This is a genomic window from Allobosea sp. 01N443, from assembly GCF_056399325.1.
The window spans coordinates 13,009-26,352 of the sequence record NZ_JBFTRC010000074.1 but is presented as its reverse complement, the minus strand read 5'-3'; the positions used below and the strand labels follow the sequence as shown (position 1 = coordinate 26,352).

Annotated in this window: 14 protein-coding genes; 10 read left to right on the top strand and 4 right to left on the bottom strand. The window is 67.8% G+C overall.

The annotated features are described in order from the left end of the window. Window positions 1–20: 20 nt before the first annotated feature. The gene (locus AC1DRP_RS18780; RefSeq protein ID WP_476769251.1) at window positions 21–1,379 is read right to left on the bottom strand and encodes a M20 family metallopeptidase; all 1,359 of its coding nucleotides are present in this window, start codon (window positions 1,377–1,379) and stop codon (window positions 21–23) included. 137 nt (window positions 1,380–1,516) lie between these two features. On the opposite strand from AC1DRP_RS18780, the gene AC1DRP_RS18775 reads away from it, so the two are divergent. Beyond that, on the top strand, window positions 1,517–2,326 hold the full coding sequence (locus tag AC1DRP_RS18775; protein ID WP_476769250.1) for a GntR family transcriptional regulator: 810 nt from the start codon (window positions 1,517–1,519) through the stop codon (window positions 2,324–2,326). A 134-nt stretch (window positions 2,327–2,460) separates the two neighbouring features. Here the strand turns inward: AC1DRP_RS18775 and AC1DRP_RS18770 are convergent, their stop codons facing one another. After that, entirely contained in the window at window positions 2,461–3,720 is a 1,260-nt protein-coding gene (locus AC1DRP_RS18770; protein ID WP_476769249.1) for a flavin monoamine oxidase family protein, read from the bottom strand. Then, window positions 3,717–5,135, bottom strand: a complete 1,419-nt coding sequence (locus AC1DRP_RS18765; RefSeq protein WP_476769248.1) for a cation:proton antiporter — start codon at window positions 5,133–5,135, stop codon at window positions 3,717–3,719. Before AC1DRP_RS18765 ends, AC1DRP_RS18770 begins: the two co-directional genes overlap by 4 nt. Before the next feature lie 160 nt (window positions 5,136–5,295). On the opposite strand from AC1DRP_RS18765, the gene AC1DRP_RS18760 reads away from it, so the two are divergent. The 6 genes from AC1DRP_RS18760 (at window position 5,296) to AC1DRP_RS18735 (ending at window position 9,700) form a co-directional block, all read left to right on the top strand. Beyond that, window positions 5,296–6,693, top strand: coding sequence for a metal-dependent hydrolase family protein (locus tag AC1DRP_RS18760; RefSeq protein ID WP_476769247.1), 1,398 nt, complete (start codon window positions 5,296–5,298; stop codon window positions 6,691–6,693). A 174-nt stretch (window positions 6,694–6,867) separates the two neighbouring features. Beyond that, entirely contained in the window at window positions 6,868–7,341 is a 474-nt protein-coding gene (locus AC1DRP_RS18755; RefSeq protein WP_441507955.1) for a VOC family protein, read from the top strand. 206 nt (window positions 7,342–7,547) lie between these two features. Beyond that, window positions 7,548–7,823, top strand: coding sequence for an AbrB/MazE/SpoVT family DNA-binding domain-containing protein (locus AC1DRP_RS18750; protein WP_441507944.1), 276 nt, complete (start codon window positions 7,548–7,550; stop codon window positions 7,821–7,823). Further along, a complete protein-coding gene (locus AC1DRP_RS18745) occupies window positions 7,810–8,199 on the top strand; it encodes a type II toxin-antitoxin system VapC family toxin (RefSeq protein WP_441488406.1) in 390 nt (129 codons plus the stop codon). The genes AC1DRP_RS18750 and AC1DRP_RS18745 overlap by 14 nt, the downstream gene beginning before the upstream one ends. A 339-nt stretch (window positions 8,200–8,538) precedes the next feature. Further along, window positions 8,539–9,003: an Rrf2 family transcriptional regulator gene (locus AC1DRP_RS18740; RefSeq protein ID WP_441507945.1), complete on the top strand. Its 465-nt coding sequence runs from the start codon at window positions 8,539–8,541 to the stop codon at window positions 9,001–9,003. Further along, window positions 8,993–9,700, top strand: a complete 708-nt coding sequence (locus AC1DRP_RS18735; RefSeq protein WP_441507946.1) for a methyltransferase domain-containing protein — start codon at window positions 8,993–8,995, stop codon at window positions 9,698–9,700. Before AC1DRP_RS18740 ends, AC1DRP_RS18735 begins: the two co-directional genes overlap by 11 nt. A 32-nt stretch (window positions 9,701–9,732) precedes the next feature. Here AC1DRP_RS18735 and AC1DRP_RS18730 read toward each other — a convergent pair whose 3' ends face one another. Beyond that, window positions 9,733–10,314, bottom strand: coding sequence for a LysE family translocator (locus tag AC1DRP_RS18730; protein WP_441507947.1), 582 nt, complete (start codon window positions 10,312–10,314; stop codon window positions 9,733–9,735). Between the two features lie 154 nt (window positions 10,315–10,468). Between AC1DRP_RS18730 and AC1DRP_RS18725 the strand changes: the two genes are divergently transcribed. The 3 genes from AC1DRP_RS18725 (at window position 10,469) to AC1DRP_RS18715 (ending at window position 13,266) form a co-directional block, all read left to right on the top strand. Beyond that, window positions 10,469–11,404 (top strand): LysR family transcriptional regulator, encoded by a 936-nt coding sequence (locus tag AC1DRP_RS18725; protein ID WP_476769246.1) that lies wholly within the window; start codon window positions 10,469–10,471, stop codon window positions 11,402–11,404. A 95-nt stretch (window positions 11,405–11,499) separates the two neighbouring features. Next, the gene (locus AC1DRP_RS18720) at window positions 11,500–12,270 is read left to right on the top strand and encodes a class II aldolase/adducin family protein (protein ID WP_476769245.1); all 771 of its coding nucleotides are present in this window, start codon (window positions 11,500–11,502) and stop codon (window positions 12,268–12,270) included. A 42-nt stretch (window positions 12,271–12,312) separates the two neighbouring features. Then, window positions 12,313–13,266, top strand: coding sequence for a Bug family tripartite tricarboxylate transporter substrate binding protein (locus AC1DRP_RS18715; RefSeq protein ID WP_441507950.1), 954 nt, complete (start codon window positions 12,313–12,315; stop codon window positions 13,264–13,266). Window positions 13,267–13,344: the final 78 nt, after the last annotated feature.

The following is a 13,344-nucleotide window of genomic DNA, read 5'->3' as shown; positions in this document are numbered from 1 at the left end:
GCTTCGGGATATGAGAGGGGTCAGGCAAGGTCGGGGTTGAGCTCGGGCCTGAACTCGGCGGCGAGATAGGCGAGCACGGCGCGCGCCAGCGCGATGATGTCGGAGACCGTCGTGTACTCGCCCGGCGCGTGGATATTGCGGTCGGGGCGGCCGAGCCCGCCGAGCAGCACTTCCGACCGGCCGGTTGCGCGCTGGACCCAGCCGAAATCAGAGCAGCTCGCCGCGCCCCAGCGGCGGAAATCCTCCGGCGCATAGCCGAAGCCCGCGCCGACGGCGGCCTGCCAGCGCGGCCAGTGCGGCCCGGCCGGATCGCTGGTCGGAGCGAGATGTCCGATCAGCRCCGTCTCGACGGTCAGGCCGGGGACGGAAGCGACGGCGCGGCGCACCGTCTCCTCGATCTCGGCCAGCGCGTCCTCAAAAGCTTCCTCCGGCATGTAGCGGCGGTTTAGCGTGAGTTCGAGCAGGGCCGGCACCTGCCCGCCGGCCGTGCCGCCGCCAATGGTCGCGATGTTGAGCTGCGCGGCCAGTGCCGGTTTTCCCGGCGGTGGCGGCAGTGCGGACAGGCGGGTCGCCACCTCCGCCTTGAGACCAGCCAGCGCGTTCAGCAGCGGCAGCGAACCCTCGATCGCGTTGAGGCCGCTGCCGCGCCGGTTGCCTTCGCCGGCATGGACCGCCTGCCCGCGGACCCGCACCAGCAGGTTGAAGAGCCCGAAGCAGCCGGCCCAGATGCGCGCCTCGGCGCTGCCGTTGAAATTGATGATGGGAGCGTGGAGCCTGCCCAGCTCGGCGCCGACAGGGCCGTCGAGCCGGCCCTGCTCTGCGAGATAGCGGATGCCGGGATAGAGGCCGCCCTCCTCGTCGGTGCAGAACAGCAGCATCGGATCATAGGCGAGTGCGATGTTGCGGGCCTTGGCCGCCCGCAGCGCCAGCAGCACGGCTGCGATGCAGCCCTTCATGTCGGCAGCGCCGAGGCCGATCAGGCGTTCGCCATCGCGGGCCATCGAGAGCGGATCGGTCGTCCAGCCCGGTGCGGCCGGGACCGTGTCGACATGGAAATAGAGCCCGCAGACCGGCTTTCCGGTCTTGGCGGTCGCAATCAGATTCGTCCTGGTGCCAGCGGCCGGGCCGTTCGGGACACGCCAGAGCTCGTCCGGCACATCGACGCGCTCGGTTTCCAAGCCGAGCGGGCGCGTCAGCGCCTCTATCAGCGTCGCGAAGTCGCCATAGCCCTGCCCCGGCGGAAATGAGGTATCGACCGCGATCATCGCTCCGAGATCGGCGATCGCCGCCTCGACCGCCTCAGCAATCCAGGCGCCGGCGCGCTCCAGCCCCGCCGTCTCGCGCACAGCCTCGCGCGCCTCCTGCCCGTCACGGCTCATCGGACCGCCCTGCCCCGGCGCGGTGGCTGGGCGGCGCGGACGCGATCTGCCATGGAGATGGCTGAGGTAGCGGAGTGCATGGCCATTGGCGCTCAAGCAGCTTTCATATAAACTATATAGAAATAGGACTCAGCCTCATGCCTCCTGTCAATGCCAAAAAAGCGACCGCGCCTGCCGCGGGATTGATCAGCGGCGGCGACGTGGCGTCCACGCTGCCGAACCTCGTCTCCCTCGATTCCGCACCGCTCTATGAGCGCGTGAAGCGGCATATGTCGGAGGCGATCCTCGTCGGGGAATGGCAACCCGGCATGGTGCTGCCCAACGAAACCGCATTGGCGCAAGGGTTTGGCATCGCTGTGGGCACGGTGCGCCGGGCGATGAGCGACCTCGTTGCCGAGGGTTTGCTGTCACGTCGGCGCAAGACCGGCACGGTCGTCACCGGCCGCGCGCCGCATCATTCGCTGCGCTTCTTCTTCCAGTATTTCCGTCTCCACCGGGCTGACGGCAGCCTGGTGCGGTCGACAAGCCAGTTCCTGACGGTAGAGACGCGGCAGGCTACGCCCKAGCAAGCCCAGCGCCTACAGATCAGAGCTGGCGGTGTGGTCGCGATCCACCGCATTCGGCATGCGGACGGCCGCCCCGTCATGCATGACAAGTTGCTGCTCGCAGAAGAAAGAGTCCCAGGCCTACCCCGCGAGCCGGCAGCTCTGCCGCCGCTACTCTACCTTCATCTGCTGGAGCATTACGGCATTCGCATCTCAGCRGTTCGCGAGCAGATTACCGCTGAACTTGCCAATGATGAGGACATCGCCCTCCTCGATCTCGCCGGGCCGGAAGCAGTGCTCGCCATTGACGAGGTCGCCTACGATCAGGCGGGCCTGCCGACCATTCTCGGCCGGCATCGCGCCAGTACGCGCGCGCATGCTTACATCAATGAGGTTCGGTAGGCGCCGCAACCGGGCATGGGAGGGTCGGCCAAAAGCTGACGTTGGGTGCCTGCACGGGCTATATCGGTTGGCGGCCCATCAGGACGCGAACGTCCTGGCCAACGGTCAGCGCCTTCCTTGGGTGTGGCAGCGATTTACCCATCGCGCCGCAGATGGCCACCGTTGCGCGCGAATTGACGGCCGCCCAAAACGCCCTCCGCCGCATCGAGCCCCGTCTGATAGGCCCCGTGCGCAGTCGAGAAATCCTGCGTTGAACAGGCCTCGCCCGCGAAGAAGATGCGCTCGTCCCATGGGCTTGCCAGAATGGCGCGCGCCTCGACGCAGCCGGGGAGCGCGTGGCTGTAGGAGCCCCTGATGAAGAGCGATTTCGCCCAACGCGTCTGGGCGACCGGTTTCAGCCGGCGGCGGATGCCGGCGCCGAAAAGGCCGGCGAGCTCGTCCTTGGCGAAGGCGACCATGTCCTCGCCCGATTCGAGTTCGCGCGCCGCGGCGCCGCAGATGAAGCCCTCGATCAAGGGTCGGCCGAACGGGCGCAAATGGTAGCTGCCGGTCTTCGCTTCATGCGGGTTTCCCAGCACCTGCGTGTCCGGCTCCAGATCGTCCGGGCGGTCGATCGCGAAGGAGACCTTATCGGCGAGGCCGAGCGGCAGGCGGGACGCCGCCTCGATGTGGTCGGCAAGCGCCGCCGGCAAGCGGATTGCGCCTGAAGCCAGGACATCGGTCGAGACCGTGATGATCGCAGCCCCTGCCCTGATCGTGCMCGAGCCCGTGACGATGGCGAGTTGGGATTGGTCAGCCTCGATTGCCGAGACGGGCATGCCGAGCGAGATCGGCAGCCCGGATGCCGCCCTGGCGATGAGCGCGCCATAGCCCTCGATGACGCGCCAGTTCACGCCCGTATCCGCATCGGCGAAGGCGAGATAGTCGCGGATCGAGAGCGTCTCGAGGTCAGTTCCGTTGATATAGCTGCTGACGGCCTCGAGATAGGGATTCCAGGTGCCGCCCTCCTCCAGCAGATCGGAGGCCCGGTCAGTCTCGGCCGGGGCCTGGCGCAGGCGCTGCTCGAAGCCGGCGAAGGCGGCGCGGGCCGCCATCTGATCGGCGGCGGGGAAGCCGATATTCCTGAACTGGCGCCCCCAGGGCGGCAGCGTCCTGTCGATGGTGAAGCCGAGATCCGGCGCCAGCGCGGTCCAGGGATTGCGCTCGGCTGAGTGCAGCCAGCCACAGCCGAGATCGATCGGCAAACCCTCGTGCCGGATGGTCCAGGCGCGGCCGCCGACCCTGTCGCCGGCCTCGATGACGGCGAGCGACAGACCGGCTTCGCCAAGCCGTCGCGCTGCCGCGATCCCGGCCGCGCCGGCGCCGACCACGACGACATCGAGTTCCGCGCTCATTCGACCGTCCTTGCTGCTGCGCCCAGTTCCAGCCAGTCGAGCTCTTCCTCGAGCCGATGGAAGGCATCGTCGCCGATCGTGCCGTCGCGCCGCAGGGCCAGCGCCTTGTCGCGCGCCGCGGCGAGTGCATCGCGCCGGAGTTGGTTCTGCGTGGTATCGAACTCGTCGCTGTCGCGCGTCTGCGCGAGCATGTCGTCATATTCGCGGCGCACCGCCAGCGCGGCCTCCGACGGCGCATCGCGGATCGTTGCAATGGCCGCCTTGAGGGCGAGCTTTCGCGCCATGCGAAACTCGCGCTCGACCGGGCGGTCGTCCCGCGGCGACAGCCGGCGCAGCAGCAGCGGCAGGGTCAGCCCCTGGATCAACAACGTCCCGACCACAACTGTGAAGGCGCAGAGCAGGATCAGGTCGCGGTGCGGAAAACCGCCCGGCAGGGCATAGGCGGCCGCAAGCGTGACGATGCCGCGCATGCCGCACCATGCGATGATCAGGCCATCGCTGCCAGCCGTTGACGCCGGGCGCGTCTCGTCCTTCGCGCCCTCCGTGGCCCGGCGCGTCAGTTTCGCGATCGCCTGATAGGTCATGACCCAGCTCAGGCGCACGATGATGACGGTTGCCAGGACGGCCAGCGCAATGACGGGAAAGGCGCCGATCTCACGCGGGCTGAGATTGGCGAGGATAGGCCGCAATTGCAGGCCGATCAGCACGAAAGCCAGGGTCTGGAGCACGAAGACGGTCGTCTCCCAGACCGCATAAGACGGGATGCGAAGGCGCGCGCTGGTGCGGGCGGGCGCGGTGCGCGCAATCACCATGGCATAGACGACGATGGTGATGATGCCCGACAGATGCAGCCGCTCCGCCAGGATCCAGACCCCGAATGTCGTGATGAACTGCAGGATGATGGCGCTCGGCGGGTCCTTGAACGCGCCGAGGAAGCGGACCAGCGACCAGCCGAGAAACGCGCCGAGCCCGATACTGCCGATGACGACGAGGCCGAAGGTCGGCAGCGCCGAGGCTGGCGAGAAGCCCCCGACGAGCACGGCCCCGACGGCAACGCGATAGATCAGCAGCGCGGTCGCGTCGTTCAGCAGGCTTTCGCCTTCCAGGATGACGAGGAGCCGATGCGGCGGGCGCAGGCGGCGCAGAACGGCGGTCGCCGCGACAGCATCGGGCGGCGCGACGATCGCGCCGAGCGCCACGGCGGCGGCCCAGGGCAGATCCGGCACCAGCCACCGGGCGACCGCCGCGACCGCGACCGTCGTCACCCCGACGGCAACGACGACGAGACTGCCGACGGAGAGCCAGTTCCGGCGCAGGTCGCGCGGCGAGGTATCGAAGGCGGCGTCGAGCAGGATCGGCGCGACGAACAGGGCGAGCACCAGTTCGGGATCGAGCGCGAATTCCGGTTGCGGCATTCGCCAGAGCATCGGACCGAAAGGTGGAATCCGGTTTTCGGAAGAATCCGATGCTCGAACAAAGAGCGAGATCGCCGCTCCTGTCCGAACGGACGCACGGCGATCTGGGCTGGCAGTTTGCATCCGGGCTCTCCTGGGATACGCCTTTAGGCCTGTGGGCATGGCGTTCCCCCATCTGGCTTCGGGAGGTTGCAGCGTGGCACTTTTGACCCGACGGCGTTTCGTCGCCTCACTTCCGGCTCTGGCATCCGCGCTGGCATCGCCGCTGCGCGCGCAGGTCGGCACCCCGACAGGCACCGGCACGACACTGTTCCAGGACGTCCGCATCTTCGACGGGACGGGCAGCGGGCTCTCGGCACCGTCGCATGTGCTCGTCCGCGGCAATCTGATCGAGCGCATCGCGACGGCCCCAATCACTGCGGAGCCCGGCACCGTGGTCATCGCGGGCGGCGGGCGAACGCTGATGCCGGGGCTGACCGACATGCACTGGCACGCGATGCTGGTGCGCTCGACGCCGTCGCAATCGCTCTTCGGCAATCTCGGCTTCAATTATCTGACGGCCGGCGCCGAGGCGACCGAGACCCTGATGCGCGGCTTCACCACGGTCCGCGACATGGGCGGCCCGTCCTTCGGCCTCAAGCAGGYCATCGATGGCGGCGTGCTGCCCGGGCCCCGCATCTATCCCTCCGGTGCGGTCATCACGGTGACCAGCGGGCATGGGGATTTCCGCCAGCTGACCGACCTGCCGCGCGCGCAGGGCTCACTGTCGCGGATGGAGCAGGTCGGCGGCAGCATGGTCGCCGACAGCCCCGACGAGGTGCGCATGCGGGTGCGCGAGCAGCTGATGCAGGGCGCCTCCCAGATCAAGCTGACGGCCGGCGGCGGCGTCGCCTCGCCGTTCAGCCCGCTCGATGTCTCGACCTTCACCGCAGACGAGCTGCGCGCCGCCGTGGAGGCCGCCGAGAACTGGGGGACCTATGTCACCGTCCACGCCTACACGCCGGCGGCGATCACCCGCGCGATCTCCGTCGGGGTGAAATGCATCGAGCACGGTCACTTGATGGACGAGGCGTCGGCTCGGCTGATCGCGGAAAAGGACATCTGGCTGAGCACGCAAGCCTTCCCGGACGAGATGGCGGAGGCCTTTCCGCCGGGCTCGGGCGAGCGGGCCAAGGCCTATACCGTGTTTGCCGGCACGGAGAAGACCTTCGCGCTGGCGAAGAAATACAAGCTCAAGCTCGCCTTCGGCACCGACATCCTGTTTTCGCCGCAGCTTGCGAAGCGGCATGGCGAACTTCTCGCCAAGTGGACGCGCTGGTTCACCCCCGCCGAAACCCTGGCCATGGCGACCAGCACGAATGCGCGGCTGCTCGAACTGTCCGGCCTGCGCAATCCCTATCCGGGAAAACTCGGCGTGGTTGCGCCCAACGCCCTGGCCGATCTGCTGCTTGTCGACGGCAATCCGCTCGAGAACATCAATCTCGTCGCTGATCCGCACCGGTCTTTCGTCGTGATCATGAAGGACGGCAAGATCTACAAGAATGCGCTGCCGGGCTGAGGGCCTAAGGCGGCTCTGATGCCGCCATAGTCTTTCCTGCCCTGCTGGCGGAACCCCGATGGGGCCAGGGCATTCCAAGGTCGTGGGGGACTTTTGACGAACCGTGAACCGCCTTCGTCTGCGTGGAAACCAGGCCGGAACTGGCCGTAAACAGCGAAAGGACAAGCCGTGACGATCGCCAAGAACACGATCTGCCTCTGGTACGACAAGGACGCGGAAGCGGCCGCCCGCTTCTACGCCGAGACCTTTCCGGACAGCGCGGTGGGGGCCGTCCGCCGCGCCCCGACCGATTTCCCCTCCGGCAAGGCGGGCGACGTGCTGACGGTCGACTTCACCGTCGCCGGCATCCCTTGCCTCGGCCTGAATGGCGGGCCCGCCTTCAAGCATAACGAAGCCTTCTCGTTCCAGATCGCCACCGACGACCAGCAGGAAACCGACCGCGACTGGAATGCGATCGTCGGCAATGGCGGGCAGGAAAGCGCCTGCGGCTGGTGCCGGGACAAATGGGGCATCTCCTGGCAGATCACGCCGCGCGTGCTGACCGAGGCCATGGCGGCCGGCGGCGAGGAAGCAAAGCGCGCCTTCACCGCGATGATGACCATGAAAAAGATCGATGTCGCCGCGATCGAGGCGGCGCGGCGCGGCTGAGGCTCGCAAGGGGGTTTTGCCCATTGTAGCCCCGCCGGCCATTGCGATACCGGGTCGTGTCCGGCGCAGATCCAGAGACGCTGCGTCGCGCTGGCGCGGCGGGCGCAGCTTGGGGATGCCGGATCCCCGCCGCGGCTCGATCCCGCTTGAAGGCCAGCCCATGCGGCATTATCTTACCATCGTCTTACCCACGGCATTTGGACACCATGGCAAGCGCGCCGAAATTGACAACGACGGTCTCCACGAAGGGCCAGGTCATTCTGCCCAGCTCCATTCGCCAGCGGCGCGAATGGGGGGCCGGAACGCGCCTCATCGTCGAAGAGACACTCGATGGCGTGCTGCTGAAGCCGGCTCCTGCCTTTGCGGAGACCCAGCCTCAGGACGTCTTTGGCGTTCTCCCGCCTGTCGGCAGGGCGAAGACGCTGGAAGAGATGGCGGCGAGTGTTCTGGCTGAGGCAAAGCGCCGGCATGCTCGCGATTGATACCAATCTGATCGTTCGCTACCTGACGGGCGACCATCCCCGGCAATCAGAGCGCGCGCGCATTCTGATCGACGGACAGCCGGTTTTCGTCGCGCAAACCGTGATGCTCGAGGTCGAATGGGTGCTGCGCAGCGCCTATGAGTATGATGCGGCCGATATCACCCGGGCCTTGAGAGCCTTTGCCGGCCTTCCCACAGTGACGGTCGAAGACGGCGCGGTGGTCGCTGCTGCCTTGGATCTGACTGAGCGCGGCATGGACTTCGCCGATGCCCTGCATCTCTGCAAGTCGGCCCATTGCGAGGGTTTCGCGACGTTCGATCGCAAGTTCATCACATTGGCGAAGGCGGCGGGCTATCGGCAGGTGCGAGAAGCCTGACAGGCAGGTCAGCGCGCGCCCCCAAACGAAAACGGCCCCGCATCACTGCGGAGCCGTCTTCCGTCGGGAGCTCACGCGGGGAGCTCGACCTTGGATGCCGCAGGTCTGACCAAGCAGGCCAGGAGCGAGCGGCCCGACTGCCTTACGACCTTCTGCTGCGCCGGGCCAGCGCCATAGCCGGCCACGATGCCGCAGTTGACGCCTCTGAGCTTCTCGTTTCCCCGCAGCGGTCGGTCGCCGCTCTATCCCCGGCGACGGCATAGCCGTCAGGACGGCGCCCCTGCCCTGTCCACGCGGAGGCTCTTGACGCCGCCTCAATCACGCAACATATGAAGTTACATGAATCGCGACAGTCGTTTGTCCGGGGTGCTGCACGTGCTGCTGCACATGGCGGACCAGAACAGCCCCGTGACCTCGGAAGCGCTGGCGCGGATGATGCGGACCAATCCCGTGGTGATCCGGCGGGTCATGTCGGGCTTGCGCGACCAGGGCTATGTCCGTTCCGAGAAGGGTCATGGCGGCGGTTGGACAATCGCCCGAGACCTCGCCGAGATTACCTTGCGCGACATCTATGACGGCATCGGCTCGCCCGCCCTCTTCGCCATCGGCAACCGCAGCGAGGCGCCGGCTTGCGCCGTCGAGCAGGCGGTCAATGCGGCGCTTGATGGCAGCTTGCGCGAGGCGCAGGCGCTGTTGCTGGCCTCGCTCGAGACCGTGACGCTGGCAGCCTTGAGCGCGGATTTCCGGCAACGCCTGGCGCAACGCGCGCGGCTCCAGCCCGAAGGATCCACCTGTGTCGACTGAACGCGCGGCTCGCGAAGAGCCCTTCCTCAGGAATTTTTCCGATCCCGAAGCCGTCTCGCGCTATGCAGAGGGGCCGCGGCGTTTCGTGCCCGGTCTCGACGCGCTGCACCGGATGACCGGCCTGCTGCTGGCAGAAAGCGCCCCCGACGACGCGAAGGTGCTGGTGCTCGGGGCGGGCGGCGGCAGCGAGATCCGCGCGCTTGCAGAGGCGCATCCCGGCTGGAGCTTCGTCGGGGTCGATCCGGCAGCCGCGATGCTGCGCCTCGCCGAACGCACGCTGGGGCCGCTGATGGATAGGGTCACGCTGGTCGAAGGCTATATCGACGATGCGCCGGCCGGCCCCTTTGACGCGGCGACCTGCCTGTTGACGCTGCATTTCCTCGCCGCGCCCGAGCGCGAACGGACGGTGCGCGAGATCCACGCCCGGCTTCGCCCCGGCGCGCCCTTCGTCGCTGCACATGCGAGCTTTCCCCAGGGCGCCGACGAACGCGAAACCTGGCTCGATCGCTATGCCGCCTACCCGATCGCGTCCGGCGCCGATCCCGAGCAGGTGCAGCGCGCCCGCGCGGCCGTCGCGGCCAGCCTGCAAAGCTTCTGCCCCGAACAGGACGAGGAGATCCTGCGGGCCGGCGGCTTTGCCAATGTCAGCCTGTTCTACGCAGCCTTCACCTGGCGCGGCTGGGTCGCGAACGCCTGAGGGGGGCACGGTCCGAGAGCGGACGGGGCCCGTCAGAGCGAAACCAGAGTCCGCGCGGCCATCATGCTTGCCAGCAGGCCAAGCACGGCTGCGCTGGCGCGATAGCCGATCCTGGCCCTGGCCGGGTCCTGCAGACTGCGCTGCAACGTGCTGCCAAGCAGCACCCAGCCGAAGCCGATCGCGACGATCTCCGCCGACAGCAGGGCGAGCCACGGCAGCAGCGCCGGGAACCCTGCCGGGGGCAGAAGGGTGGAGGCGAAGATGAGCCCTTTCGGATTGAGCAGCGTCGTCAGGAACACGCGGGCGAAGGTGATCGAACGGCCGTGAGCGAGAGGCAGGCTGCTGCGCTGCCAGAGCGCCGTTGCCAGGTAGACCAGATAGAGCGCAACGCCTGCCTGGAGCGCCGTTGCGACGATCGGCCGGGATGCGATGAACGGTCCCAGGGCCAGGCGCAGGATGGCGATCGCCAGGAGATAGCCGAGGAGCTCGGCTGCAAGCAGGGCGGCGGACCGGCGCCAGCCGATCTCCGCGCCGGAGGTCGCGAGAAGCGTATTGGTCGGTCCCGGCGTCGCCAGAAGCGAGGCACAGACCGCGATGAAGGCGAGCAAGCTCATGCCGAGCTGATGCCGCAGACAGGCCCTCCCCGCCTTGATCTCGATCAGATTCCTGCGGTTCGCCCAGGCCGCCGCTCGAGCGCGGCAGACTCGTCAGAGCAAGCGCCTTCGTGGCAGGGTTCGCCGTCCGAAGCAGCCGATCCCGGAGCGGGCGTTGAACCTCCGCCAACTCACCTATTTCGTCCGTGTGGTTGAGGCCGCCAATATGACGCGCGCGGCCGATGAGCTGCGGATCGCGCAACCGGCGCTCGGCATGCAGATCAAGCAGCTCGAGGAAGGCCTCGGCGTCACGCTGCTGACGCGCCATTCGCGCGGCGTCTCCCCAACCGCCGCCGGCGAAAAGCTGTTCCGGCGCGCCGTCGAGATCCTCGACCTCGTCGCGCTGACGCGCCGTGAACTGCGCGAGGACGCACGCGAGGCCGTGCGCTTCGGCCTGACCCCGAGCCTGATGCAGATCATCGGGCCGGAGCTGCTGTTACGGATCTCGGAGCGCGCGCCTCACCTTGCCGTCAGCCTGACCGAAGAGATGAGCCATCTCCTGGTCGACAGCCTGCATCGGGCCGAGCTCGACCTGATCCTGGCCTATGAGGTTCCGGACGCACCGGGCTGCTGGAGGCGCRCCCTCTACCAGGAAGACCTCGTCCTCGTCACCGCGACGGGAGACCGGGACACGGCCCCCATCAGCTTCACCGAGGCTCTCGCCCATCCTCTCATCCTGCCGGAGCCGCGCGATGGCGTGCGCTCCCTCGTCGAGAAGACCGCCACCGAACACGGGCTCGTCCTCCGGCTCGAACACGAGGTCCGTTCGATTTCCGGCATCAAGACGCTGGTCGCGCGCGGGCCTGCGGCCGGCATCCTGCCCTATGGCACCGTGCTCGCGGAGGTCGCGGCCGGAACCTTGTCGGCCCGCCCGATCATTGCACCGGTGCTCAGGCGCACGCTCTACCTCGCGGGCTCCCGCAAGGCCGGGCAGCTTGCCGCGCTCCCGATCATCCGCGACGCCGTTGCTGCGGCGATGACGACGCTGTCGGCGGCGGTGATCGGGTTGGGGCACCCGCTACCGGCCGCCGAGCCACAACAAAACGCTTAGCGCTGACCTAAGCGCTTCGCATTGGATTTCGTCCGGCAGAATGAGTGACCCTGCCGCGACGGCGCAGATCCGCGCATTTCAATCGAGGGCGTCCCATGCTGTCGAACGCGCCTGCCGGAGCCAGCGAGGCTCCGCTCCCACAGGGCACCCGGGAGCTTGATGCGGTGGTCGCCGAGATCGTTCTCGCGAGCCGCATCCTCGCCCGCGAAGGCATCGTCGACAGTTTTGGACATGTCTCGGCGCGCCATCCCGATCGCAGCGATCATTACCTGATGCCCAGAACCCGCGCGGCCGAGCTGGTGGCGCCCGAGGATGTGCTGGTCTTCGACCGCGAGGATGCCCTCGTCTCGGTGACGCAGGCCCGCATCTTCGCCGAACGCAGCATCCATGGCGCGATCTACCGCGCACGCCCGGATGTGCAGGCCATCTGCCACCACCATGCGCCGGCGATGATGCCGTTCTGCACGAGCGATGCCGAACTCGTTCCCGTCTTCCATCTGSGCGCGACCATGGGCGCGACCGTGCCGCTCTGGGACAGCCAGGACGAGTTCGGCGACACGAACCTGATCGTCTCGACGCAGGCGCAGGGGGATTCGCTTGCGCGTGCCCTTGGGGCAAACTGGACCGTGCTGATGCGCGGCCACGGCGCCACCGTCGCGGGCCGCTCGCTCCGGGAGGTGACCTTTCGGGCGATCTACGGCGCTCGCAATGCCGAGGTGCAGTTGAAGGCCGCCCAGCTCGGCGCGGTTCGCCGACTGACGACCGCCGAAGCGCTCTCTGCCGCCGAATTCAACCTGAAGCCCTTCGCCATGGACCGCGCCTGGGAGCAATGGACCCGGCATGTCGACGCGCCCGGGCCCTTCTGAGCACCGACCCAACGACCCTGAACAACTGGATGGGAGGTCACCATGTCCGAGCCGATGTCTCGCCGCGCCGCCCTGGCTCTCCTCGGTGCGGGYTCTCTCGCCCTGCCGGCGCTCGCCCAGAGCCAGACCGGCTATCCCACCAGGCAGATCCTGCTGATCGTGCCCTACCCGGCCGGAGGCGCGGTCGATCTTGCCGCGCGGCTCGTCGCCGAGAAACTGCGCCTCGAATTCGGCCAGCCGGTCGTCGTCGAGAACCGGGCCGGCGCCAACGGCATGGTCGGGGCAGCGGCCGTCGCGCGGGCAGAGCCTGACGGCTACACACTGCTGATGGCGCCGCGCGAGGTCTTTGGCATCAATCCGATCCTGATGCCGCAGCAGGCTCTCGATGGCAAACGGGACTTCGCCTATGTCGGGGTGGTCGCGACGGGCCCCTATGTGCTGGTCGTAAATCCCGGGCTCGGCGTCGGCAGTTTCGCCGAGTTCGTCGCCCTCGCGAAGCAGCGCGAGCTGCCCTATGCCAGCTTCGGCAAGGGCAGCATGGCCCATCTCAACATCGAGGCGCTGGCACGCAGGCTCGGCGTCAGGATGGTGCATGTGCCCTATCGCGGTGCGCCGCCCGCCGTCACGGCGGTGGCGACGGGCGAAGTCGCGCTGACCATCTCCACGCCGCCGGCCGCGCTCTCCCTGATGCAGGACGGAAAGCTGAAGGCGCTCGCCGTCGGGAACGAGCGGCGGCTGCGCGACATGAGCGAGGTGCCGACGATGACGGAACTCGGCCTCTCCGATGATCCGCTGATCCCGAATTTCTTCGGCCTCGTTGCCCCCGCCGGGACTCCAGCGCCGATCGTCGCGCGCCTGAATGCGGCGGCCGCGCGCGCGATCATGGCTCCCGAAATCGCGACAAGGCTCGCGGCCAGCGGGCTCGACCCCGCTCCCGGCTCCCCCAGGACATGGCGCGCCTGGTCACCGGAGACATCGAGCGTTTCGGCCGGCTGATCCGCGAACTGGATATCAAGGTCACGGAATAGTTCACCGGACAGGAAATCGGATCCGGTGCGATGACCTAACCTCTTG

Coding starts and splice junctions, on each gene's coding strand:
- AC1DRP_RS18765 (WP_476769248.1), bottom strand. CDS start 5,135: ATGCCGCAACCGGAATTCGCGCTCGATCCCGAACTGGTGCTCGCCCTG.
- AC1DRP_RS18740 (WP_441507945.1), top strand. CDS start 8,539: ATGAATCGCGACAGTCGTTTGTCCGGGGTGCTGCACGTGCTGCTGCAC.
- AC1DRP_RS18730 (WP_441507947.1), bottom strand. CDS start 10,314: ATGAGCTTGCTCGCCTTCATCGCGGTCTGTGCCTCGCTTCTGGCGACG.
- AC1DRP_RS18745 (WP_441488406.1), top strand. CDS start 7,810: ATGCTCGCGATTGATACCAATCTGATCGTTCGCTACCTGACGGGCGAC.
- AC1DRP_RS18750 (WP_441507944.1), top strand. CDS start 7,548: ATGGCAAGCGCGCCGAAATTGACAACGACGGTCTCCACGAAGGGCCAG.